Source organism: Candidatus Nitrospira bockiana, assembly GCF_965152565.1.
Genome location: NZ_OZ224215.1, coordinates 2,367,600 through 2,389,919, shown reverse-complemented (window position 1 = coordinate 2,389,919; position 22,320 = coordinate 2,367,600). Strand labels below are relative to the sequence as shown.

At 60.1% G+C, this 22,320-nt stretch carries 21 protein-coding genes and 2 pseudogenes; 8 read left to right on the top strand and 15 right to left on the bottom strand.

All coding sequences use genetic code 11. From position 1 onward, the window contains the following. Positions 1 to 156 precede the first annotated feature (156 nt). The 3 genes from ACWHYV_RS11755 to ACWHYV_RS11745 form a co-directional block, all read right to left on the bottom strand. Positions 157 to 969: an IS1595 family transposase gene (locus ACWHYV_RS11755; RefSeq protein ID WP_447976685.1), complete on the bottom strand. Its 813-nt coding sequence runs from the start codon at positions 967 to 969 to the stop codon at positions 157 to 159. A gap of 87 nt (positions 970 to 1,056) precedes the next feature. Beyond that, complete coding sequence (locus ACWHYV_RS11750; RefSeq protein ID WP_447976684.1) at positions 1,057 to 4,494, bottom strand: molybdopterin-dependent oxidoreductase; 3,438 nt, start codon at positions 4,492 to 4,494, stop codon at positions 1,057 to 1,059. Between the two features lie 1,412 nt (positions 4,495 to 5,906). Beyond that, a complete protein-coding gene (locus ACWHYV_RS11745) occupies positions 5,907 to 6,620 on the bottom strand; it encodes a DUF2459 domain-containing protein (RefSeq protein ID WP_447976683.1) in 714 nt (237 codons plus the stop codon). Between the two features lie 49 nt (positions 6,621 to 6,669). Here ACWHYV_RS11745 and ACWHYV_RS11740 point away from each other — a divergent pair, with 49 nt between their 5' ends. The 4 genes from ACWHYV_RS11740 to ACWHYV_RS11725 all read left to right on the top strand — a co-directional run bounded on the left by ACWHYV_RS11740 (position 6,670) and on the right by ACWHYV_RS11725 (position 9,093). After that, complete coding sequence (locus tag ACWHYV_RS11740) at positions 6,670 to 7,212, top strand: Mut7-C RNAse domain-containing protein (RefSeq protein WP_447976682.1); 543 nt, start codon at positions 6,670 to 6,672, stop codon at positions 7,210 to 7,212. Further along, positions 7,209 to 7,733, top strand: a complete 525-nt coding sequence (locus ACWHYV_RS11735) for an NTPase (protein WP_447976681.1) — start codon at positions 7,209 to 7,211, stop codon at positions 7,731 to 7,733. Before ACWHYV_RS11740 ends, ACWHYV_RS11735 begins: the two co-directional genes overlap by 4 nt. Positions 7,734 to 7,752: 19 nt before the next feature. Beyond that, the gene (locus ACWHYV_RS11730; RefSeq protein WP_447976680.1) at positions 7,753 to 8,031 is read left to right on the top strand and encodes a hypothetical protein; all 279 of its coding nucleotides are present in this window, start codon (positions 7,753 to 7,755) and stop codon (positions 8,029 to 8,031) included. Between the two features lie 582 nt (positions 8,032 to 8,613). Next, the gene (locus ACWHYV_RS11725) at positions 8,614 to 9,093 is read left to right on the top strand and encodes a CBS domain-containing protein (RefSeq protein ID WP_447976679.1); all 480 of its coding nucleotides are present in this window, start codon (positions 8,614 to 8,616) and stop codon (positions 9,091 to 9,093) included. Between the two features lie 451 nt (positions 9,094 to 9,544). Here the strand turns inward: ACWHYV_RS11725 and ACWHYV_RS11720 are convergent, their stop codons facing one another. The 5 genes from ACWHYV_RS11720 to ACWHYV_RS11700 all read right to left on the bottom strand — a co-directional run bounded on the left by ACWHYV_RS11720 (position 9,545) and on the right by ACWHYV_RS11700 (position 13,515). Next, positions 9,545 to 9,868, bottom strand: coding sequence for a hypothetical protein (locus ACWHYV_RS11720; protein WP_447976678.1), 324 nt, complete (start codon positions 9,866 to 9,868; stop codon positions 9,545 to 9,547). A 104-nt stretch (positions 9,869 to 9,972) separates the two neighbouring features. Continuing rightward, positions 9,973 to 11,205 (bottom strand): ABC transporter permease, encoded by a 1,233-nt coding sequence (locus tag ACWHYV_RS11715; RefSeq protein ID WP_447976677.1) that lies wholly within the window; start codon positions 11,203 to 11,205, stop codon positions 9,973 to 9,975. A gap of 17 nt (positions 11,206 to 11,222) precedes the next feature. Then, complete coding sequence (locus ACWHYV_RS11710; protein ID WP_447976676.1) at positions 11,223 to 12,242, bottom strand: efflux RND transporter periplasmic adaptor subunit; 1,020 nt, start codon at positions 12,240 to 12,242, stop codon at positions 11,223 to 11,225. Positions 12,243 to 12,593: 351 nt separating this feature from the next. Continuing rightward, a complete protein-coding gene (locus tag ACWHYV_RS11705) occupies positions 12,594 to 13,316 on the bottom strand; it encodes a BON domain-containing protein (RefSeq protein WP_447976675.1) in 723 nt (240 codons plus the stop codon). After that, complete coding sequence (locus ACWHYV_RS11700) at positions 13,270 to 13,515, bottom strand: hypothetical protein (protein WP_447976674.1); 246 nt, start codon at positions 13,513 to 13,515, stop codon at positions 13,270 to 13,272. The genes ACWHYV_RS11705 and ACWHYV_RS11700 overlap by 47 nt, the downstream gene beginning before the upstream one ends. A 456-nt stretch (positions 13,516 to 13,971) precedes the next feature. Between ACWHYV_RS11700 and ACWHYV_RS11695 the strand changes: the two genes are divergently transcribed. Further along, positions 13,972 to 15,066 (top strand): hypothetical protein, encoded by a 1,095-nt coding sequence (locus ACWHYV_RS11695; RefSeq protein WP_447976673.1) that lies wholly within the window; start codon positions 13,972 to 13,974, stop codon positions 15,064 to 15,066. An 18-nt stretch (positions 15,067 to 15,084) separates the two neighbouring features. Here ACWHYV_RS11695 and ACWHYV_RS11690 read toward each other — a convergent pair whose 3' ends face one another. The 3 genes from ACWHYV_RS11690 to ACWHYV_RS11680 form a co-directional block, all read right to left on the bottom strand. Further along, on the bottom strand, positions 15,085 to 15,999 hold the full coding sequence (locus ACWHYV_RS11690) for a CheR family methyltransferase (protein ID WP_447976672.1): 915 nt from the start codon (positions 15,997 to 15,999) through the stop codon (positions 15,085 to 15,087). A gap of 85 nt (positions 16,000 to 16,084) precedes the next feature. Then, positions 16,085 to 16,333 carry a hypothetical protein gene (locus tag ACWHYV_RS11685; RefSeq protein WP_447976671.1) on the bottom strand — a complete coding sequence of 83 codons (249 nt, stop codon included), beginning with the start codon at positions 16,331 to 16,333 and terminating at the stop codon, positions 16,085 to 16,087. Between the two features lie 11 nt (positions 16,334 to 16,344). After that, a complete protein-coding gene (locus ACWHYV_RS11680) occupies positions 16,345 to 16,695 on the bottom strand; it encodes a hypothetical protein (protein WP_447976670.1) in 351 nt (116 codons plus the stop codon). A 493-nt stretch (positions 16,696 to 17,188) separates the two neighbouring features. On the opposite strand from ACWHYV_RS11680, the gene ACWHYV_RS11675 reads away from it, so the two are divergent. Continuing rightward, positions 17,189 to 17,659: a CBS domain-containing protein gene (locus tag ACWHYV_RS11675; RefSeq protein ID WP_447976669.1), complete on the top strand. Its 471-nt coding sequence runs from the start codon at positions 17,189 to 17,191 to the stop codon at positions 17,657 to 17,659. Positions 17,660 to 18,078: 419 nt separating this feature from the next. Here ACWHYV_RS11675 and ACWHYV_RS11670 read toward each other — a convergent pair whose 3' ends face one another. Further along, positions 18,079 to 19,155 (bottom strand): AIR synthase family protein, encoded by a 1,077-nt coding sequence (locus ACWHYV_RS11670; protein WP_447976668.1) that lies wholly within the window; start codon positions 19,153 to 19,155, stop codon positions 18,079 to 18,081. A 126-nt stretch (positions 19,156 to 19,281) separates the two neighbouring features. Between ACWHYV_RS11670 and ACWHYV_RS11665 the strand changes: the two are divergent. Continuing rightward, a pseudogene (locus ACWHYV_RS11665) lies at positions 19,282 to 19,728 on the top strand (electron transfer flavoprotein subunit alpha/FixB family protein); the annotation flags it as partial. Next, positions 19,725 to 19,901, top strand: a complete 177-nt coding sequence (locus tag ACWHYV_RS11660; RefSeq protein WP_447976667.1) for a hypothetical protein — start codon at positions 19,725 to 19,727, stop codon at positions 19,899 to 19,901. The pseudogene ACWHYV_RS11665 and the gene ACWHYV_RS11660, both read left to right, overlap by 4 nt. Before the next feature lie 168 nt (positions 19,902 to 20,069). Here ACWHYV_RS11660 and ACWHYV_RS11655 read toward each other — a convergent pair whose 3' ends face one another. From ACWHYV_RS11655 to ACWHYV_RS11645, 3 genes and pseudogenes are all read right to left on the bottom strand, one after another. Further along, complete coding sequence (locus tag ACWHYV_RS11655; RefSeq protein ID WP_447976666.1) at positions 20,070 to 20,426, bottom strand: DUF488 domain-containing protein; 357 nt, start codon at positions 20,424 to 20,426, stop codon at positions 20,070 to 20,072. Positions 20,427 to 20,444: 18 nt separating this feature from the next. Next, a pseudogene (locus ACWHYV_RS11650) lies at positions 20,445 to 21,598 on the bottom strand (acyl-CoA dehydrogenase family protein). A gap of 29 nt (positions 21,599 to 21,627) precedes the next feature. After that, positions 21,628 to 22,308, bottom strand: coding sequence for a V-type ATP synthase subunit D (locus ACWHYV_RS11645; RefSeq protein WP_447976665.1), 681 nt, complete (start codon positions 22,306 to 22,308; stop codon positions 21,628 to 21,630). Positions 22,309 to 22,320: the final 12 nt, after the last annotated feature.

Below are 22,320 nucleotides of genomic sequence, written 5' to 3'. Positions count from 1 at the left end.
TTTTTCTTCACTAGAAGAAAGGCGCCGAACCGAAGCCGTTATTCGTTCTTCGTTCATCGTTATTCGTGACACAAGTACGTCTTCTTGGCCCCTCTGTCCTGTGATTCACGTTTAACGTTGGTGATTGCTAAATCTTGGGCCAAGGCCTCTTTTTCCTTAGGTGGAATAGCCAATCGGATACTCGAACAAGACCTTCAACAAGTGAGTCCCAAGCAACTCGAACAGATCATCCCGGCGATGATTGAACCGAAATTCCATTTCCTTCAGATAGAGCGGGAAGTGCAAGCGGCTGACGCCATGATACTTGCGCAAGCGTTCCTTGGCGTAGCTCCAGAACCCTTCAATGCCGTTGATGTGGCGAAGGTAATGACGCCCCCGCTGCACATAGGTCTGCCCATGGTCGACCGGCAGGTGTTTGCCGTAGCGCCGCAGGGATTTATAGCTGCTAAAGCGATCCGTGTAGAAGACGGCACCTTTGAGCGCTCGACGTTCGATTTCCCGCATCAGCGTCGCTGCATCGGCCTGGGGGACGACGACGGTGCTGACCCGGCCCTGCCGTTCCAAGATGCCGAAGACAATGACTTTTTGGCCACGGGCGCGCCCCCGCCGCCCTCCGCGGCGACGGCCGCCGAAATAGCTCTCATCGCATTCCAGTTCCCCGGTCAGCGGCCGGGCTTCCGTCTCGGCCATCGTGGCCATCCAGCGGCGGTAGGCCATAAAGCGCTGCCAGATCGGCAAGGGACTCATGCGCAGTTCTCGCGCCGTCCGCAGCGCCGAGATCTCCAAGCAGAAGAGCTGCAAGATCTGCAGCTCACGGGCGACCCGATCGGGTCGATACCGCCACCGGCAAGCGAGGCAGCGGGTGCGCGCCCCCGGACGATACTGCCGATGCGGTGTCCCGCACCGCACACACTGATGTCGTCTCAATCGTTCGTCGACGAGCCGAACCGACAGCGCCGTCTGTGTCATGGGCCAAGGCCTCCATTTTAGGCCTGGCCCAGAAATTAGTAATTACCTTAACGTTTAACGTTTAACATGTAACGTTTAACGTCCGTCTTACACCTTGATCTTGATGTGTTCCCCCTTGAGCCACTTGAGCATGAACTCGTTCTCCTGGCCCGGGGTGAACCCGGTCCGGACCGGCTCCCAGGGGCCGCGGGCGCCGATGCCGCCGTCCTCCGCCTTCGTGATGCGGATCAGGCACTCCTTCGGCACCGTGTTGACGGCATGGTGGTCGATTTCAAATCCCCATTTGAACTTCAAGGCGTTGGCTGACTTCCCCGGCAACGAATCGGTCTGATGCATCGGCATCAGCCACGATCGCGTAAAGGATTGCTGTGCGCCATATCGCAAGTTGCTCTGATACCCGGTATCGACCGCAATGGCCCGTCCGTCCGGCCGCGTCTCATGGCCTTTGACGGATTTCGCCGTCGCAACATAGGGAGCCGTTTTCGTCATCGTGACATGGTACGGATAGGCCGGGTTGTACTTCGCCCGGATCATCAACCGCGCCACCTTGTAGTACGGATCACTCGGCTTCCAGCCGCGGTACGGCCGGTCCACCGGGTTGCCGTCCACGAACACGTAGTCGCCGTCGTTGATGCCCCGGTCCTTCGCCGCCTGCGGGTTGATGTGCAACTGGTGCTCGCCCACCCCCGGCGTCCGCTTGTCCATCCGATAGGGATCACCGAAGTTGGATTCATAGATTTGAATCCAATCATTCACTGACCACTGGCTGTGCGTGCGGTGCCGAGTTTTGGGCGTGACGCAGTAGAACTGATAGCCTTTCTCCCACAACGGATTGCTGTACCGGGAGATTTCCTGCCACGGTAGTTTGAGATTACGGACGGTTTTGTCGTCGTGGTGCTGCGCCGTGATCGGAATCCCATAGTCATCGGGCCGGACGTAGGGGTTCGTCGTAAAAATCGCGTTGGGCAGGTACGGGGTCGCTTCCGGCCCCTCGCGATGGCTGATGAAGTTCTCGCCGTATTCAATCGCTTCCGGCTCGATCCGGTAGGTCTCGATCCGGCCCGACCGCGTCCACTGCGGCTTACTCTCGTTGGTCTCTTCCCAGAGCGGGTGGCGGGGATAGGTCCGGGTCATCACCATCCAGCCCTTCTCGGATTTCAAGATCGTGTCCGCATGATACCCATAGAAGGTACTCGAGGCATCGAGGATGCGCTGGGCATAGACGTCGACCCGATTCAGATAGACGAAGTGGAAGTAGTCCCGCATACGCCGATCCCCGGTTATTTCGGCAAGCTTCGCCCCCACACCGGCAAATGTATCGAGGTCGTTGCGCGTGTCATAGAGTGGACGGATTCCGCCCTTCCAGATTTGCAGCCAGGGGTTCGAGACCGTAGCGGTCATCTCCGGATAGGTGAACTCCATCCACGAGTTGCAGGCAAAGGCAATGTCGGCGTGGTTGACATCGGACGTCATTTCAATGTCCTGTGTCACAAGGCATTCGATATTCGGGTCGACGTTCTTGACCATATCGTAGTGGTGCTTGGCGTTATTCAGAATATTGACGTTCACGACCCAGCGGAGCTTGCTCGGCGTCGGCATGTGGGTCTTCCCCGTGAAGACCTTCCGCCCATACTTGGGGGTGTTGACGATCAGTGCGGTGTCGCCGTGGTTCCAATACCCGGGCTCTTCCCCATAGTAGTGTTTCCGATACTTAATCTCCTTTCCATGCGCATGAGGATCTAAATTGATGTTCCAGGGATCTTCACCGATATAGACGTTGGCCCCTGCTCCCGACCACGGCGTCGCGCTCCAGATGCCAACTTTGTAGTTACCGGACCAGGTGTGGCAGCCCGAGCCGAACTTGCCGATATTGCCAGTCAGCGTGCAGACCAACGCCGCCGCCCGTCCCATTTCGGTCATGTGAAAATAGTGGCAGACCCCTTCGCCGTTGTGCATGGCTGCAGGCTTGATCGTCCCGCTGTCCCGCGCCCACCGGACGATCAAGTCCTTGGGCGCCCGTGTGATCTGATGCACCGTGTCCAGGTCATAGTCCTGCAAATGCACGAGATACATCTGATAGACCGGCATCACGTCCACCTCGCGGCCGTTCAGCAGCTTCACCCGGTACGTCCCGGTCAGCGCCGCGTCGATACCGCTACTAAAGTAATGCCAGCCGACCTGCTCACGGTGCAGCGGCACCGCCTGGTTCTTGGCCAGATCCCAGACCATCATGCCGCCCAACCGCTGGATCTGCTCGGGATTCAACGACTGCACCATGCCCGAATAGCTCTTCGAGAAATCCGGGAACGTGTAGTCCTTCACGACATCCCGGGGATCCAGATACTGAAGGGTGTCCGTCCGGACCAGGATCGGCATGTCCGTGTAGCCCTTGATGTAATCGATGTCTTGCATGTTCTCGTCGAGGATGATTTTGCAGGCACCCAGGAAGTGAGCGCCGTCCGTCTCCGGCCGGAGCGGAATCCAATAATCAGCCCTTGAGGCGGTGGGATTGTATTCCGGGGTGATGACCACGATACGCGACCCGCGCTCAAGGCACTCCAACTTCCAGTGCGCCTCCGGCATCTTGTTCTCGACGAAGTTCTTCCCCCAGCTCGTGTTGAGCTTGCTAAACCGCATGTCGGAGAGATCCATGTCGCAGTTTTGCGTGCCGTTCCACCACGGCTGGCTCGGATCCTGATCCCCGTGCCAGGTATAATTGTTCCAATACCGACCGCCTTGTGCCTGATCCGGGCTGACCTTGCGGATCCAACTGTCCAACAGAGGCAGAACCCCGTTATTGATCCGCGTATTGCCCATCTTGCCGATCAAGCCCAAGATCGGCATCCCCGCCCGATGCTTAAAGCAGCGAACCCCCGCGCCCTTCATCATCTCGATCATCTCCGGCGCATACCCCTGCTCGCGCAAGCGGCGTGCCCCCGCCTCGCCGCTGTATCGTTCCGCAATGATGATCATCGCCTTCGCCAGATAGCTGAACGCCGCCTCCCACGAGACCCGGATCATGTCGTCCAGATAGCGACTGTCGAATTTGTACTTGCGCTTGGTGTCGGGGGTCAGCTCCGGGGAGCCGTCATCCATCCACTGCTTCCAGCCCCGGCGCATCAACGGGCCCTTCAGCCGATACGGCCCGTACACCCGGCGATGGAACGTGTAGCCCTTCAAGCACATCCGTGGATTGTGCGCGAACGTCCCGCGGTTGCCGTACAGGTCCTCGTAGGTCTGGTGATCGTAGTTTTGTTCCACCCGCATGACGACACCATTCCTGACGAACGCGCGTATGCGGCAGGCATGGGTGTCATTGGGGGAACACACCCACGTGAACGAGGAATCGTATCGATATTGATCATGGTAGACACGCTCCCAGGACCGGTCCGGGTAATCACCGAGAGGATTTCCCACCTCCAGCACCGGCTGCAAAGCCGTCAGCGCGAATCCGTGATCGGCGATCGCCGCCGCCGCGACGGTACCGGCCGATATCTTGAGAAGTTGTCTCCGGGATAACACCATGATCAGTCCTCCTTTCCAAGCTGTGAGTCCGCCGCTCGCGCAGCTCCCTCGTGCAACTCTGACGCCATGAATCGCCGTGATGCGGTGGACGATGAATTACCGATAATTCCAATGCGAGTGATGATCCGACGATCCTCAGCAGGAGACATGAACCTCGAAGCGTCACGATTTTCCGTGTTAAACCACGACTGCTCACGGGACATCGGGGAACTGGACCACAGCCGGGCAGGAGCGTGAGTGCCATGAGTTTTGTGTTGATCTACAACGACTCCCCCACTGCCTTTCGGAGCTTTGACCATCGGGCGGGGCAGATGTTCGAGCTGAGTGTGGGCGAGAGCTATATGAGGAAGATGAACAGGAGGAAGGCGCGAATTGAGAGTAGGGTTACCTGTGTGAAGAGCTCCGTGCCTTCGCTTCAGCAGCCTGGCGCTCCATGCTCATGACGCCGGGCTTCACTCATCACGTCCGTCTGAACATGGCAAACGGGCGAACCTGATCCGTGCCGACTGAGCGCAATCGCACTTTTCCTCACTCGCGACACAAAAGAAGCGCTCAAGGAACTGCTCACCCTAATCCGAAAATACTTTCGAAGTACTGAGGCAACATACCCGCGGGTGGCGTGGTGAACGGGCGCCCCACCGCGCGCAACGGAAGGGCTCCACTGGGGGATGGGTGGAGTGAGCACGGTGGGGCTGTTCGCCGCGACAGGACCCGCGGCATACACCAATGAGACAAGATTTATTTGCGGATTCGGGCTAAGCGCTGAGACGCACAGACTACTTTTGCCTGATCCGATCACGCGGACCTGTTTCGACGCAGAAGCCATTGACACGACGATTGGCAAGGATCACCGTGTCCTCCCGATCCCCGCAATTCAGACAGCGCTTGGCGTCGAACCCTGTCCGGGATCCATTTTCTTCAAGGATGTCCTCAACAACGGTCAGTCCTCCACAACGTGCGCACGCCATCATCCCTCTCCTTCATTATCCTCACGGTTTCAGCGTCCTTCTCCTCCACCTTGGCAGACCTGAAATGATTTCATGAAAGTCATGCATAGATAGGAGATGTGCAAACAGCGTTCCTATTGATGTGTGTTGACAACCCTGAAGAATTCCAGCCTGATCGCATTTCAGTGCCGTGGCCATGAGCGTCGGGCCCGTGCAATCTCGTGGCTCTCCACGACATGCTCTCCTCGCACACCTCGCCTTCGCTCCTCACTGTCGCGGCTAGCCGTTGCCGTGCTTAGACTGAAACTCGCCCAAGCCGTGTCGACCATCTTCAAACGGTTCGTACTCTCGCACGCACGAATCGGGGAAGTGAGAATGACACTGGGCCGGTCATGCCCGCCGTGACGACTCGGTCTCCCTGGACTCGTTCACCCCTTCCGTCCGTTCATGGATCATGACCGACGATCAGTGACCAACGCGGCCATTACTACCCGAGGGATCGGATGAGCGAGAGGCGCCCGTCTCAACCCGTTGCGCACGGCGAAGTTGCAGGGCGAGCAGAGACCGGGTCACCGCGAAGCCGGGCGAGAGGGGGAGTCCCGCTTCGCGAAGCGCCTGCGCGGCGAATTGGTGGCACGTGTGGAAGAGATGATACGAGGCCTTGGCCGGATAGAAGCGGCTGGTGCCGGCTTGGGCAATGGGCGAAGGGTCGGCAATCGTTTCCTGGAGGTGGCGACGCAGCCGGGCGTATCCCTCCCCGCTCAGATGAAAGACGAAGAGCTCGGCGGGCGGCTGCGGCGTCCGCTCAGCCCAGACCCGTGCATGCCGCCCCACTTCGACGACGCCTTCCGTAGGCCACAGCAGTGCGCGGAGGACTCCGGTGACCCCGGTGCGGCCTTCCATGTACCACCCGCGTTCGGCATAGCCCCACTCTTCATAACCTCCATCGTCTCCTTCCGAGGATGTAGAGTCCTGGCGCTCGCGGGCCAGGGGCCGGTTCGCTTCTCGGTCATCAGCCAGGGGAAACGCAATCATGCCGTGCCAGGTGTCGAGCGAAATGTAAATCGGATGCCCAGGCGTACCCGGGGCAGGCGGCCAGAGCTCGGGAGCCGGAGAGGCGCACGCGACCGGGAGCACGAGGATGAAGAGCACGCACGTGCTCAGGAGCGCCCGGACCATGTTGTCTTCTCTCGTGTGCCTGTCGTCACGTCGGTGCTGAGGTCTGTTCATGCCAACGCACGTAGGGTACGCTAGTGCCGTGACTCCCCCCAAGGCTTTTGTCGCTGACGTCATGCTCGGCCGGCTGGCACGGTGGCTTCGCCTGCTCGGCTATGATACCGCCTATCAGAACACGAACGATGACGAGGCGGTCGTGGAGTGCGCACGGCGCGAGGACCGTTGGGTCCTGACGCGCGATCGTCGACTGGCCATGCGGAGGGCCATTCGGGAGCGATCGACGGTGATCGCGAGTGACGACGTCGGAGAGCAATTGCGCCAGCTCGAGCGGGAATTCCACATGACGCTCGCAAGCGAGCCAGGTCCGAGCGTTCGCTGCCCTGCTTGCAATACGGCGCTCCTCCCGATGCCGCAGGAGGAAGCCCGCCCGCACGTGCCGCCGTTCGTTGCCGGTCACCACCGCGAGTTCGTTCACTGCGCCACCTGCCGGCGCGTCTACTGGCCCGGGACGCATTGGTCCCACTTCATCGGGCAGCTCCAGAAGATCAGGGCAGCCGGTCGTGGCGGCAAGGCGGCTGCACAGATCACCCCATGACTCATTTCTTGATCACCGGACTCCCGGGCGTCGGGAAGACGACGCTCATTCGCACGATGGCCGAGCGGCTCACGGATCAACGGCCCGCCGGATTTTATACGGAAGAGATGCGCGCATCGGGCGGACGCGTGGGCTTTCGGCTGGTGACGCTCGACGGGCGGACACAGGTGCTGGCCCATGTCGACCGCCGGGGTTCTCCCCGCATCGGCCGTTATGGCGTCGATGTAGAGGGCTTTGAACGGATCCTGAGAGAGCTGGATTTGCCCCATGCCCCTGGCCGGCTGATCATCATCGATGAGATCGGCAAGATGGAGTGCCTGTCCAAGACGTTCGTCGCAGACGTGAACGCGCTGCTGAATTCCCAGAAAATAGTCCTCGCCACGGTGGGGCTCAAGGGCACAGGATATATCGAGGAGATCAAGCGACGCCCGGGCTGCCGTCTGATCACGATGACGCGGCAGAATCGTACGCAGCTGGTCGACGTGCTCGTGCACGACGTGCGCGAGGCCCTACACACATGAGCGAATGGAGAGGAAACGCATGGCGACGATCAAGGGGGGCGATATCCACCTGACGCTTGGCCCGAAGGAGCACGAGATCATAGTTTGGGCGCTGAAGAACACGATCTCTGATCTCGGCGGTGTCGGCTACGGCGGCCCCTGCCCGCCTCCGGGAACATCTCACCGCTATGTCTTCACGCTGTATGCGCTGGACGCTACACTGCGTTTGAAAACGCATGCGACCAAGGCCCACGTTACGGAAGCCGTGAGAGGGCACGTTCTTGCCGAGGCTCACCTGACCGGCCGGTACGGGCGCTAGCCCAGACCGGTCTCGACTCCGCGCCCTGCGTCGATCCGTGCCCTCTGCATCGCGGTTCTTGCGTCGTCGATACCCAGCCCGACAATCGCCGGTCCTCCGTGGTTCCCTGCTCGGCACACCATCCGAGCGACTATGGGGTGTTGAATGGACGTGCCATGCGGTACTGCGCGGTGAGTCATGGGAAAGCCTTGCGGGCGACCTCAGTATGGGGAATTTAGGGACAGCCCCTTCTGCCAATGGTATCAAATACTCCATGCCTCTTTTTCAGCAGTCCGGCCTGTGGTGCTCGAAGCGCATTGGCTACGCGCAGCTTATGAAAACATAGCGAACGCACGCGGTCGCACCCGAACATACGGCCGTGGCACTGGACATGCAATATGCGGAATGAGAGTTGAAGGTCATTGAGACACGGACCGATTCCCGGATGGCAAGGCGTCTCACAGGGAGACGGCTCGACCGGATGATTCAAGAAGACGCAAGGGGACGCAAGAGGATGAATGTGGCAATCCATCTCCAACGGAAGGTCACAGAACCTCGGCCTCTCCAATGTGACGATGTCCAGTGGCGTCGATAGGAGGTCCCATGAAGGTCAAGGAAGTCATGACGCGTGAGGTCCAATGCTGTGGGCCGCATACCAATCTGATGGAAGCCGCCAAGATGATGTGGGACCGGGATTGCGGGGTGCTGCCGGTGGTCAATACGGAGGTCAAGGTCCTCGGCATGATCACCGATCGCGACATTTGCATGTCTGTGGCGACTAAGAATCGGGCCCCGGCGGACATCACGGTCTGGGACACGATTTCTCAGAATCTGAAGACCTGCGCGCCTGATGCGTGCCATCCCAACGACGACGTGAGGGAGGCCTTGCACACGATGGCCGCTCAACAGGTCAGGCGCCTGCCGGTCATCGACGAGGATGGCATTCTGCAAGGCGTTCTGTCCATCACCGATCTGATTCGGCGCGTGGACGACGCCACGGAACACAAGCGATCGCTGACGTGCCCGGACATCCTGGACGCGCTCAAGGCCATTGCAAGGAACCGACGCCTGGTCGCCAGGTAACGGATCTGCGGATGGCACTGGTCTTGTCAGGACACCCCCTCCGAGAGGAGTTCCCGGCGGTCCCCGTTATCACTCGCAGAAGTTTCGCGCTCACGGCGCTCGCCGTCGTGCTATGGCCTCTCATGCCCGGGTGCATAGGGCCGCTCCAGCAATGGGGTGAAGAGACATCGCTGTTCTCGAAGTCACCGACCTTGCATGCTGCGGCTGTTTCTCCAGCTCTGAGATAGTCGGACCGGGGAGATCGTGTGGGAAAGCTCGGGCGAAGCGACGTTGGCCAATGAGGACGTGCGCGAATTCCGGATTCCGTTCGAAGCGATCGCAGGGCGCCTGTAGCACCGCATGCTCCGGGATCTGACGAGGGGTCTGTCGGTGGAGAGCCCGACAGGCTCTGCTCCCTAGGAGTTCATCCGAGTCGTCCTTCGTGGCGAAGCGAAGGACTGCGCCGTCCCGATTAGGCCAAGGTCTTCCACCCCCCGTTCACCCACACATAAGTCGGCCGATTGGGATCACGTTCAGGTCGCTGTGCGAGGAGGAACCGACAGGCCCTCTGTTTGTAGAGTTGCTCCGCTTTGTGACCCATCAGGATGGCCAAGTGCACCGAAGGCCGGTCGGCCTGAATTGTGACGGGCACGACGATCTGGCCATCGGTCCCGCGCCGGGCCATCTGCTCATCAACCACCAGCGCCAACTCCTGGGCTGCTTGTTCGTTCTCGAGAAACCGTACGAAACGTCGAAAGGCCCGCCGCTCGGCTGGATCCAACTCGATCGTCATCATCCCTCCCCTGCCTGCATCTCTTTACACGGTCGGCCGGTTTCCTTGGATACGATGTGTATCCGTCCTCGTGACCTATGCCCGATGAACGTTCTCAACATGCCGACTCACTCGTACCGTAACGATTGAATGGGATCGAGCCGTGACGCCTTATTGGCTGGGTACAGACCAAAAAAGATGCCCACTGCGACTGAAAATACAAACGCCATCGCGACGGCTTGCACCGAGACAATGGCCGGCCAGCCGACGAGGGCCGTAGCGATCCGTGCGCCCAGCACTCCCACCAAGACGCCCAGCACTCCCCCGGCTGTGCTCAGAATAACGGACTCAACCAGAAACTGCAGGAGAATATGCTTCCGTTTCGCTCCAACCGCCAAGCGAATGCCGATCTCACGGGTGCGCTCGGTGACGGAGACGAGCAGAATATTCATGATCCCGATCCCTCCGACGATGAGGGAGATCGAGGCGATGCTGCTCAGCATCAGCATCAAGGTGCGGCTTGCTCCAGCAGAGGCCTTTGCAATGTCTTCCATCGTTCTGATCGTAAAATCGTCCTCCTCCGGGGCTTGCAGACGGTGGCGTGCCCGCAACAGCTCCCTGATGTCATGGACTGTCCCGGCAATCTGTTCCCGCGAAACCGTCGCGACCAGGATGATCCCCACGGTACCGAGGAACTTCGTGCCGAGTACCTTTCGCTCCGCGGTCGAGAAGGGGATGTGGACGACGTCATCCTGGTCCTGCCCCATGGCGGATTGCCCTTTCGGAGCCATCACTCCCAGCACCCGCAAAGGAACATTCTTGATTCGAATGTGTGCGCCGATGATGTCCTCGCCGCGCTCGAACAAGTTGTCGGCGACCGTCTTTCCGATCACGGCGACTTTCGCCGCGGTGTCCTCATCGGACTGGGTGAAAAAGGTCCCTCGGCTCATCGGCCAGTCTCGGATCTCCGCGTACTCGTGGGTCGTGCCGATCACCACCGTGTTCCAATTCCTATTCTCATGGACGACTTGGAGGACTGCGCGCGTTGCATAGGACACCGAGGAGACCGTGCCGATTTTCCGTCCAATATCACGGGCATCGTCGACGGTAAGGGTCGACACGCCGCCGAATCCGGTACGCACACCGCTTACGGTGGTCGCACCGGGGATGATGATCAGCATGTTTGTTCCCAGCGAGGATATCTGCGCTTGCACGGTCGCGCTCGCGCCCTGACCGAGGCTGACCATGGCCACGACAGCCGCGACGCCGATGATGATGCCGAGGATCGTGAGCCCGGCCCGTAGCGGATTTCTGACCAGAACACGAAGCGCGGACTGGATGGTCATCATCAAGAAGTTCATGGAGGCGCTCGAGAGCCCTATCGCACTCTTGGCCCGACGCCGAACCCCGGCGGCAAGGCTTTCTGCTCCGCTTCGTCCGGCATTTCGATGCCGACGATGACGGGATCGCCTTCCCGGACCTCGCCTTCGAGCATCTCGGTGAACGATGAATCCAAGATGCCCGCTCTGATCGTGATCGGGCGCGGCTGACCGGGCGGATCCATCACCCACACCGTGGCCTTCTTTCGCGCCGGTGGAGCTCCGGGCATCTTGAACCGGAGCGCCGCGTTTGGAATGCGTACGACCTGGTCCTTCTGGGCCGTGACGATGGAGACATTGGCCGTCATGCCGGGCTTGAGCTTCAGATCCCTGTTGTCCACAGCAATCACCACGTTGTAGGTCACGACGTTTTGGATACTGATGGGGGCGTTCCGGACCTGTACGACGGTTCCTGGAAACGGCTCACCGGGGTAGGCATCCACCGTAAACTCGGCCGGTTTGCCCTCGTTGATCCCCGCGATATCGGCTTCACTGACGTTGGCTTCCACCTGCATGCGGGCCAGGTCTTGGGCGATGACGAACAGTGTCGGGGCTTGGAGGCTGGCGATCACGGTTTGACCGAGATCGACATTTCGGGAGACCACGATCCCATTGACCGGTGAATAGATCTTCGTTCGCTGGAGGTCGAATTTGGCGTTGGCGAGGGCGGCTTCTGCCTGGTGGACCTGGCCTTCAGCCACCTCGATTTGAGCCGCCGCATCCCGATGATTGGCGCGCGCGAGGTCGAGATCGGACTGCGCGATGAAGCCTTGCGGGCGGAGCGCCGCCGCACGGTCCAATTCGAGCTGACGGAGCGCGAGGGCAGCCGTAGCTTTATTCAAATTGCCCCGGGCCGTTGTGAGATTGGCACGTGCTTGGTCCACCCTGGCTTGGAACGGAACCGGGTCGATCTGCGCGAGAATCTGGCCTTCCGTGACGACCGAGTTGAAATCGGCGAACAACGTCCGCACGATACCGGAGACTTGGCTCCCGACCAACACGGATGTAATTGGATTCACGGTGCCGGTTGCCGTAACGACGGATGTGATGGGTCCGCGGTCTATCATGGCAAGCTTGTAAGAGAGTTCCGGAGGGCTTGGCCACAACCAATACCACAAGAGACTTCCGAGCACGGCGGTGATGAGGGCGACCACGAGGAGGCGTCTCAGCCGATGGGACCGATCAGAGGGGCCCTTGGCTCCTATCTCCGGAACGGGATAGAGGGGCTGGGGCACCAGGACGAGATCGGTATGCTGCCGATCCGGGCGCCCAATATCGGGAATCACTTCCTGTTCTCCGCGAGGATTTTCTCTGGTCATATCAGGCCTGTCTTGGCGCCGCCGTGGCTGATGATCGCTTGTCGAGCCGTCTCACCGCACGCCCAATCTGTTCACAACGTTATCCACGGCGAAGACATACCACGCGTCGAACTCTGCCATGTGCTTTTGAGCCTCGGTCGGTACGCTGCCTTCCAGTGTGACGGTCCCCTTGTTCGTACCGACCAGGATGCCGTCCGATTTGACGAGTCGATCTTTCTCCAGCACGAGCTTCACGACTTTCGTGATCTCAGCGTCGCCAGCCTCCTGCCCGGCAACGATATCCAGGCCGTTGATGACGTCTCGGCTGCCGGGCACCCACCACGCGAGGACCCCCGCCAAACACTTTTGAGTAAAGGTGAGCACATGGTCGTCCAACAGGACCACTCCGTCGTTCACGGAGACTTCTATAACGCCGTGAGGATCCGCCGTCGCTTCCCGGATCACTTCCACTGTCCCCTTGTCCTTCACCTTCAACGTACAGTTCTGAAAGGCCACATCTTGAAGGAGAGCATCCCGCACCGCATCCAGGATGGCGCCGTCGCCCATATGGGTGGCGGGAGCAACGTGTAAGCGATCCACGATCCCGGTCACGCCCGGCACGGCAATGGCCAGCTCCATCGCTAATTTCTTTGCCGCAATGTGCTCCACTTCTCCTTCGAGCGTCAGCACGCCGTCTCCGAAATCCATCTCGATCGGATAGCGATGCACATTGATTCGCGGTTCATGCTCAAATGCGGCGCGCACGGCTTTGATGATGCCCCCTCGGTCCACCATGGAAACTTCCCCCTTGAACCTCGGATGTGGGTTTTCGTTGCGCCTCGAGCTCGGCCAATTCCTCCAGCAGCTTGCGTTGCCGTGGACTGAGGTCGGTCGGGGTTTTCACCTCGACGACCGCCAGCAGATCCCCCTTCCTTTGACTGACTGGCTGGCTGGGTGTGTTGCTGGTAGAGATCATCAGCAGCGGGTTGCGCATGCAAGGGTCTTGAGAGGTGCCCGCTTTGGACGCACCGGCAAGCGCTTCCCTTATTGCCTCTTGAAGCAAAGAAGTGGCCAAGAAAGCAGGATGGAGGCGGACCACCATGCGAGGAAATTTGAATTCTTGCTCGTTTTCATGGACCACCGGATCGTCGCGTTGAGGAATATTGCTACATGACTCGTTCGCCGACGCGTCAAGAAGGGGCAATGACCTATGAGGAGGCAGGAGTGCCGTCCTGGGCAAGTCCTGCGTGCTCCGCTCGAGCACTGTGATGGCACTTCCCTTGCTCAGGATTGGCTACTCTGCCGCAGGCCGCCTCGGTGAGGGGACCACACTACCTCCTGAATGAGAGGGTCGAGGAGTATCTTCACGGACAGGGCGGCTTCCAGCGTCTATTGGAGTCCCAGCGTCACGCGAACAACTGGTGGGTACAGCCTTTCACCTGATCATCCGATGGAAGCTCCGAGCGTCAGAGGCCTGTGCTACGCGCTCTTCGTCTTTGACGTCGGAGCGTCCATCGATCTGGATGAGGCTGAACGCCGTTTGAGGGCGCCGGCACACCGGGGACACATTCGCCGCAAACGCCGCACCCCGCAGTATTTCGAGTATCGCCCGGCTCCAATCCGCGTGATCCAGGATGCCGAGCCGTTGAAGCTCGGCGAGTTCCTGACAACCACGAGTCTCGAGCTGGTCCTGTATGACTTTGGTGCCTTATCGGTCACGTATGGCATCCCCTTCCATACTCAGGTCTCGCTGCTGCTGTCACTGAGCGAATTGCTGTACGAGAACCCGTTGCTGCTGGCAGAGTCCCGGCGCCATGTCGAAGAGTTCTTGAGGGCGATAGAAGCCGCCGTGGAGCGTCCCCGGATCTCCGATTTTCTAGAAGACTACCTGATCTTTGAGCTGAGCCCCGAGCCTGTCATTCCTCTCGAAGAGTTCCGGGCACGGTATGCCCGAGACATCGCTCAGATCCTTCGATCGGAATCGGCGCCGCTGTCCGAACAGGAGCTGCGGGAGGCCCTGTCTTGTCAATTGTCCTTCAGCATCGCCGACGTGGCGATTATCGACTGGAACGGAGCGCTCCTGGTCGGGGAAGACATGGAGGATGTCCGCGCCGTGCTCGAGTTTGCAAACGTCGAGCTGCTGGAAATGCGCTACCTCGACCAACAGTTGGATGATGCGTTGGATCAGGCGTATGAGACGCTCTCCCGCGGACGAGCCCGTCGCTTTCGCTTACCCGGTTCGTTTCAAGGGGATTTGGAGCGTGTCGCTCAACTCCAGGTGGACAGCGCGATTCTCTTCGAACGGGTCACGAACACCCTTAAATTGATCGGCGATCAATATCTGGCCAGGGTACACCGCTTCGCCTCCCAGCGGCTCCATCTCGAATCGTGGGACGCGAGCATCCTTCGAAAGCTCCAGACCTTGAACAGCATCTACAGTAAAATGGCCGATCGGGCAGCCACCAGTCGCCTGGAGGTGCTCGAATGGATCATCATCGTGCTCATTGCCCTGTCCATCGTGATCTCACTCCTGCCTGGCCTGTAGGATGCCCACCAATCTTTCTCAGTCGCCAGGCTCCTCTTTCTCAACCACATGAGGCTCGGCAGGCCCATCGCGAGCGCGCGTGGCCGCGGCGTCGGGCGGCATGAGAGGTTTCTGCACGAGAGGTTTGTGATAGACGCCCAGTTTCACGTTCAGGGGCGTCAGGCCCCCTGCGCCTTCGATCCATGTCTCGGTCCCGCCAATGACGAAGGCGCCTCCAGGTAGGAGCGCGGCGGCGATCCGTTCGAGGAGTCGTCGTTGGAGGTTCTCCTCGAAATAGGTACAGATCAGATACCGGCAGAGGATGAGATGAAACGATTCCGTGGGGTTGGTCTGTCGGATATCCTCCAATTGAAACGAGACCGGCTCACGATATTCGGGCTTCAGCCAATAGCCGTCGTGACGCCGTTCGAACGCGGCCGTGCGCCAACTGTCCGGCAGGTCCTTGACGCTGCCCGGCGGGTACCACGACAGCCGGGCGCGGTCCAAGGCCCGGGCGTCGGAGTCGGTTGCGAGAATCCGAAGACGCACGGTCGGAAACCGGCCGGCTAGCGCCTCCTTCCATAGGATCGCGAGCGTATAGGGCTCCTCCCCGGCGGCACAGCCAATGCTCCAGCAGCGCAGCTCATGCTCATCGGCGGCAGCCAGTCGTCCAGCCAGCCGCGGGAGCAGGTCGCTTTCCAGAAACTCGAACACCGCACGATCACGGTAGAACCGGGAAATCGGAATCCAGCAGAGGCGGTCGAGGATCGCCCATTCTTCCGCATGCAGCATGAGATAGTGCCGGTAGGCTTCTGTGTCGGGCAGGTTCAGTTCAGCCAAGCGGCCAGCGAGGCGCTTATAGACCTGACGGCGCACCTTGCGGTAGCCCGACCATCGCAGCTCAAGCTTTGGCAGGCACCACTGTAAGAACGCAACGCCTTCGTGATCCTTCATGCTCGCAGACGGTGCACGATCTGGACGCAAGGGACCCATCCCGGTCATCGACTTCGGGGAGCCCTGTAAAGAAAGCATCAGGTAGTCACGCTTTGGCCCCGCCGGGTGGAAACGTTCTGAGGCCGACGCGAGCCGCAAGCTCGTGAAGCTTTTCGTGGATCGACTCGTTGTTGTACTCCTGAATATCCGACAGCGCGGTGGAGTAATCGGTCAACGCGGCCAGCCATTCCTTCAGGCTTTCCATGGTAGCCGGCTTTCCCCGGGCGATCTCAATTCGCGCGGCCGCCAACTTCAGGTTCTCAACGGCTTCTTCTAAATGTTTGGGGACTGCCATGTACTCTCCTTTCACAACTCCGCCATCCAGGCCACCGCGGTGCCCGGTCTGGCTTGATAGAGACGAGACAGGCCATTGGCCCGTGCCACCCGGATCGCTTCGTCGAACTCATCACGGGTGATAGGACGATCCAGTGGTGGATACCGACCCACCTGGTAGCAGGGACGATACTGATCCATGATGTTGACATACGTGTCTCGCGAAATCTCCTCAGCAAGAAAACGCATCACGTCCGGCGTTCCTGCCAATCCACCCGGCAGGACCAGATGGCGGACAAGGATGCCCTGAACCGCAAGGCCCTGTTCGTCGAGCACCAGATCCCCGACCTGTCGGTGCATTTCTTTAATGGCGGCCCGAGCCACGTCAGGGTAACGCTCAACCTTCGACAATCGGAGCGCGATCGTTGGGTCGCTGTGCTGCTGGGATGTAGGGGTTCGGAAGCAGGCCCAGTGCCAAGCTGGAAAAGGATCTGGGTCGGCATACACCGGTTGGAGCTTCACCGCTTGATCAAATCCTGAGGGTCTCTCTGGGGAAGATAGGGACACTCTCGCCCCTCCCCCCTGTTGCAAAATGCAGCAGGATCGACCCGAGCGCTCGAACGGTCAGGTAATGATTGAGAAGCACGGAGCTGATCCTCCACGCGGGGCCGACAAGACCTGAGCTGCACGTGACCTGCTCAACGCGGTCTTGCTTGCCTTCGGTCAGGCATTCTTGATGCACGTCAAAGAGCCCAGACGGTGCTAGTTTCCTGTCGGAACTCGGCGATCCTGTATCCTGACCGACGGGTTGATCTGCCAACCGCCACACCGCGGTCCGCAGTGTGATGCTCTCATCTCGCACTTCAAAGGAGGATTTATGATGAAAGTCAAACAGCTCATGACGAGCCCGGTTCAATACTGCAGTCCCGAGAACAATCTCGCAACAGCCGCCATGGAAATGTGGGACAGTGATTGCGGGATTCTCCCGGTCGTCAATCGTGAAGGAAAGGTGGTGGGCTTGATCACAGACCGGGACATTTGCATGGCTGCAGCAACGAAGCACCGAGATATCGCAATGATTTCAGTCTGGGAGGCCATCTCCGGCAACGTATACTCCTGCTTGCCGGACGATGATCTCAACACGGCATTGGAGACCATGGCCAAACATCGCGTCCGCCGCCTCCCCGTTGTCGATCAAGATGGCGTCCTTCAAGGCATGATCGCGATGAACGATCTCGTCTTACAGGCTGAAGACGCTGTTGGAAAGAAAATGCCGGAATTGTCGTATGGTGACGTGATGAAGGCGCTGAAGGCGATTTCAGGTCACCGGGTGTTGGTTGGAATCTAGCAGGCTGTTGAAACACCATGTTGACAACCTGGAAATCGAGACTTCAGGAGACAAGCATGGGATCTGGAATCGCTCGCCTCCCTGCAGGATGTTCAAAAAGGCCACTTATGACACCCGCCCGGCCCCAGGCGCGCCAAGACGCGCCCCTTCCCGGTCGCGGCCGCAGCGAGGCGCACTCACGGATAAGTGACGCCACGCATGTGCGCGCCGGCGAGATGGTGAGTCGGCAGTGTCTTGACCGAGGCGTTTCCTTTTCACCCGCCCACCCCGAGCTGCCAAGACAGCTCTCTTCCCGTGGTGCGGTACGTTGAGGTCCTGAGTGACGCGAGGTGCGCGAGGCGACGAATAAGTCGCCTCAACGTTGGCGCACGGGCGCGAGATGGTGAGCGCCCAATGTCTTCAAAGCTGGGGGGCCTTTTTCAACATTCTGCTAGCACACGCGAAATTTCATCGACGGGGAAGCGGGGAACCGGCCGGACCCGCTTGCCATCCGTGACGAGGCTGACTCCTTCTCGAGCCGGAACAATGGTGCCGATGCGTGTCGCTGCGATGCCGGCTCGGGCCAAACGTCGGAGCATCGCCTGTGCACGGCGTGGATCGGCACAGATGATCAGGGCTCCCGACGCTATAGCTCCCAGCGGATTCAAGCCGAGGTCGTCGCACAGTCGGCGGCCCTCCGGCAGAATGGGAATCGCTCGCTCGTCGACCTGCACCCCCACCTGCGCGGCCTCGGCCAGCTCATAGAGGGCGGTGCTCAGCCCTCCTTCCGTCGGATCATGCATCGCGTGGACTCCACCGACTGCCATGGCAATGGCGGCGTCACGAACGACGCTCACGCCGGGGTCTGTGACATAACGCCGGCATCGGGCGACGAACCGCGCCGAATAACGCTGCTGGAGCCCCCCGCGCTTCTCACGCGCCAGGATGGAGACGGCTTCGATCGGGATCCCCTTCGTGAGCAACACCGCATCTCCAATGCGAGCACCGGCCGTCGTAATCAGTCGGTTCTTTGGGCATCGTCCCAGCAGGCACCCGACGACCACGGGTCGAGTGACCGCCGCGGTCACCTCGGTATGGCCGCCGCACAGCGAGATTTTCAGGCGGCGGCAGGCTCGTCCGATCTGCGAAAAGATACGCGAGACTTCTACGCGCGTCGTCGTCCCGGCGGGGAGCAGCATCGTCGCCAGAAACCACAGAGGCTGGGCGCCCATCGTGGCAAGATCATTGGCATTGATGGCGAGCGCGTAGAGACCAATCTCATCCGTCACAAACGTAATGGGATCGGTTTTGGCGATCAAATACCGGCCGCCCAAGTCGATGGCCGCAGCATCAAGACCGATCCCGGCCCCCACGACGACCCGGGAGTCGTAGCGGCTCGCGTAGCGCGCGAGCAGGGTGCGCAGCACGGGGATGGGGAGCTTGCCGATTGGAAGGGCATTCCCCTTCCGACCGAGCGGCAGGGCCTGAGTGCGAACCGTCATGTTGGCGAGGGGCATACCTTCAGGGGACACGGACACACGGAAATCGGGTTCGCAGAGGACGGGTAATGGCTCCCACTCCACACACATCCCCGATGGTTTCAGCCACAATAATCACGTATGTCGGTTGAACGGCTGACGGTCTCAGTGGAGCCCGCTCGCCCTGCGGCAACCGTGTGCATTGTGCAAGAAACGGAAGACGGCAAAACTGAGCTCACGGAGGCCGGCATCATCGTCTCCGGAGGGCGAGGCTTGAAAGGGCCGGAGAACTTCAAGCTGATCGAAGAGCTCGCGTCGGCACTCGGCGCTGCCGTCGGCGCCTCGCGGGCTGCCGTCGATGCCGGCTGGAAGCCGCATACGTACCAAGTCGGGCTTACAGGGAAGACCGTCTCACCCCAGCTCTACATTGCCTGTGGAATTTCGGGCGCCGTGCAGCATCAGGCCGGCATGGCCTCCGCCCGTACGATCGTGGCGATCAACAAGAACGCCAACGCACCCATTTTCAAGCTCGCCACCTATGGTATCGTCGGCGATCTCTTTGAAATTGTCCCGCTGTTGACAGAGGAAGTGAAGAAACTGAGAGCCGGATGAGCCCACCTGGCACGAAGACCACGTTTGAGAATATCTATTCGCACGGTTTCGTTCGCGTGGCGGCCTGTACGCCTGGCGTCGACGTCGCCCGCCCGACGTTCAACCTCGACCAGACCTTGACCCTTGCGCGTGCTGCGTCGGAGCAGAAGGCCGCGCTAGCCTTGTTCCCGTAGTGACTGGCGCGCGCCCAGCGACGCCCGTGCCCATGTCTGGCTCGAAGAGTTGCGCGAGCACTGCCCGCTGTGAGTTTTGGATCGCCCACCATCTCTTTCTCGTGGCTGAGACCAACACGCATTCCAACGCCGCGGCGTGTCTGAATTGCAGCCAGGAATGTGCGCCCTTCACTTCCTTGGCAGCTTTGCAACCAGGAAGTCGCGCAGCGCGACCGCGTTGTTGTGCTCTTCATCTTTGGCGCCGAACAGGAGCGTCACGGTGCCCGTTTGAGCGGCTTCTAGGAGCGGACGATAGGCTTCAGGCCCTCGATCGAGCTCAGCGAAGTAGCGACGGCGGAACTCTTCCCACTTTGTGGGGTTATGTCCGAACCAGCGCCGAAGCGCGTCGCTTGGAGCGACCTCCTTCAACCACCCATCCAGCTGTGCCGCATTTCGATTCACGCCTCTCGGCCACAGCCGATCGACAAGGAACCGCTTCCCGTCGTTCTTCGTTGCGGCTTCATAGATACGCTTCACGCGGATCATGTTTCCTCTCAGCTCTCATCACGTAAGGGCTCGTATCCCGAGAAGATGCGAGCCAATCACCAGTTTCTGGATCTGCGACGTGCTTCGTAAATGGTCGCCACTTTTGCATCACGGTCATACCGCGCCACCGGCGTTTCTTCGGAATATCCATACGCGCCGAAGATCTGAACCGCTTCGGTCGCCGCGCGCACCGCCGCTTCAGAAGCGAAGTACTTCGCCATGGAGGTTTCGAGGGTGTTGGGCAGCCCTTGGTTCTTTAGATGGCCGGCGCGATACACCAGGAGGCGCGCAGCGTCGCAGTCCACCGCCATGCGGGCGATCATGTCCTGCACGAGTTGGAAACTCCCGATGGGTCGGCCGAACTGCATGCGCGACTTGGCGTAGTCCATACAGGCGTCGAGGCAGCCCTGGATGATTCCGACACAGCCGGCTGCGACACTATATCGGCCATTGTCCAAGGCCGACATAGCCACTTTGAAGCCCCTGGCCGACTGATCCCAGCACGGCAGCATGCGGCACTGAACAATTCTCAAAGATCAGTTCGCCGGTGTCCGACGCGCGAAGCCCCAGCTTACCGTGATGGATCGTGTGGAGAATCCTGGCGTACCCTTCTCAATGAGAAACGCGGCGATCCCATTGTGGCCCTTATTGGAATCGGTTTGCGCAAACACCAACGCAAGGTCGGCCACCGTTCCATTGGAGATCCAGGTCTTGGTTCCGTTCAAGACCCACCGGTTCTCCTGTTGGACCGCTGTTGTGTCCATGCCGGCTGGATCGCTGCCCGCATTCGGCTCAGTGAGACCAAAGCACCCGAGCGTTCGCCCAATGCACAGGTCAGGCAGGTACCGGCGCTTCTGTTCCTCTGTTCCCCACTTCAAGATGCTGAGCGCGACAAGCGACACCTGAACAGACAGGGTGGTGCGGAGCGAGGAGTCGGCTCGCCCCACCTCTTCGGTGAGGATGGCGTGGCTGATGTAATCCAGTCCTGAACCGCCGTATTCCTTCGGGATCGGTCCTCCGAGGAAACCCAGCGCGGCCATGTGGTTGACCAACTCACGCGGAAACCGACCGGCTCGATCGTGCTCTGCGGCAACCGGTGCAATCTCTTGCTCAGCAAAGCGCCGGACGGTCTCTCTAATCAGTCGCTGCTCATCGGTAAGGTCGAAGTTCATAGGGCCCTTGGTACAGACGCACTCAGCTGTCAGCGATCAGCTTTCAGCGAGTCCGGAACCGACGTCTGACATGCTGACTGCCCTGATAGCTGATAGCTGCCCCTTTTGAATCGCTTCATCCGGAACAAGTCTTCCCGCTCCCGCTCTTCGAGGGTCTGTCGAATGGTCCTGACCTCTCGGGTCAACACAGGAATCATCACTTCATTGAGCGCATTGATCCGGCGCGTCACCTTCTTGGTCTCGGATCCGAGCTTCTTCAGCCGCAACTCCACCGAGACACTGCGGAGGACCAGTTCCAGGACCTGCTCGAACCGCCGCGCCGTTTCGTCGATGTGTGTGGACACCCCTGACGTGGCGTAGCCCCGCGCATCCAACCCTCGAAGCACCGGCGCGTAGTGGACTTCAGGAAACCGGACGCCCCACACATTGCGTTCGATCAACTCGATAGACAAGGTCCGTTTGGCCGCATACCCGGCAGATCGGAGCGAGGCCCGGCCTTCCATACCGAGAGCCGGCGCCAACGTGGAGAGCGCGTGCCCTATCACGGCCTCCAGTTGTCCTCGGCTTTCCGCTACACGGTCCATCACGGCGAAGAATTCGCGCATCAGCGCCTCGCGTTTGCTGCGGAGCAGCTCCAGCCCCCGCTGAGCGACCTCGATCCGGCGCTTCAGCAGCAGCAGATTCATCCGTGTGCGGCCGATGCTTTCCATAATCAGTCAAGG

Excerpts from the sequence above, each read along its gene's own strand:
- ACWHYV_RS11695 (WP_447976673.1), top strand. The coding sequence starts at position 13,972 with ATGGAAGCTCCGAGCGTCAGAGGCCTGTGCTACGCGCTCTTCGTCTTT.
- ACWHYV_RS11655 (WP_447976666.1), bottom strand. The coding sequence starts at position 20,426 with ATGATCCGCGTGAAGCGTATCTATGAAGCCGCAACGAAGAACGACGGG.
- ACWHYV_RS11685 (WP_447976671.1), bottom strand. The coding sequence starts at position 16,333 with ATGGCAGTCCCCAAACATTTAGAAGAAGCCGTTGAGAACCTGAAGTTG.
- ACWHYV_RS11730 (WP_447976680.1), top strand. The coding sequence starts at position 7,753 with ATGGCGACGATCAAGGGGGGCGATATCCACCTGACGCTTGGCCCGAAG.
- ACWHYV_RS11750 (WP_447976684.1), bottom strand. The coding sequence starts at position 4,494 with ATGGTGTTATCCCGGAGACAACTTCTCAAGATATCGGCCGGTACCGTC.
- ACWHYV_RS11645 (WP_447976665.1), bottom strand. The coding sequence starts at position 22,308 with ATGGAAAGCATCGGCCGCACACGGATGAATCTGCTGCTGCTGAAGCGC.
- ACWHYV_RS11700 (WP_447976674.1), bottom strand. The coding sequence starts at position 13,515 with ATGCGCAACCCGCTGCTGATGATCTCTACCAGCAACACACCCAGCCAG.
- ACWHYV_RS11715 (WP_447976677.1), bottom strand. The coding sequence starts at position 11,205 with ATGAACTTCTTGATGATGACCATCCAGTCCGCGCTTCGTGTTCTGGTC.
- ACWHYV_RS11720 (WP_447976678.1), bottom strand. The coding sequence starts at position 9,868 with ATGATGACGATCGAGTTGGATCCAGCCGAGCGGCGGGCCTTTCGACGT.
- ACWHYV_RS11690 (WP_447976672.1), bottom strand. The coding sequence starts at position 15,999 with ATGAAGGATCACGAAGGCGTTGCGTTCTTACAGTGGTGCCTGCCAAAG.
- ACWHYV_RS11755 (WP_447976685.1), bottom strand. The coding sequence starts at position 969 with ATGACACAGACGGCGCTGTCGGTTCGGCTCGTCGACGAACGATTGAGA.
- ACWHYV_RS11660 (WP_447976667.1), top strand. The coding sequence starts at position 19,725 with ATGAGCCCACCTGGCACGAAGACCACGTTTGAGAATATCTATTCGCAC.
- ACWHYV_RS11740 (WP_447976682.1), top strand. The coding sequence starts at position 6,670 with ATGCCAACGCACGTAGGGTACGCTAGTGCCGTGACTCCCCCCAAGGCT.
- ACWHYV_RS11745 (WP_447976683.1), bottom strand. The coding sequence starts at position 6,620 with ATGGTCCGGGCGCTCCTGAGCACGTGCGTGCTCTTCATCCTCGTGCTC.
- ACWHYV_RS11675 (WP_447976669.1), top strand. The coding sequence starts at position 17,189 with ATGATGAAAGTCAAACAGCTCATGACGAGCCCGGTTCAATACTGCAGT.
- ACWHYV_RS11705 (WP_447976675.1), bottom strand. The coding sequence starts at position 13,316 with ATGGTGGACCGAGGGGGCATCATCAAAGCCGTGCGCGCCGCATTTGAG.
- ACWHYV_RS11735 (WP_447976681.1), top strand. The coding sequence starts at position 7,209 with ATGACTCATTTCTTGATCACCGGACTCCCGGGCGTCGGGAAGACGACG.
- ACWHYV_RS11670 (WP_447976668.1), bottom strand. The coding sequence starts at position 19,155 with ATGCCCCTCGCCAACATGACGGTTCGCACTCAGGCCCTGCCGCTCGGT.
- ACWHYV_RS11725 (WP_447976679.1), top strand. The coding sequence starts at position 8,614 with ATGAAGGTCAAGGAAGTCATGACGCGTGAGGTCCAATGCTGTGGGCCG.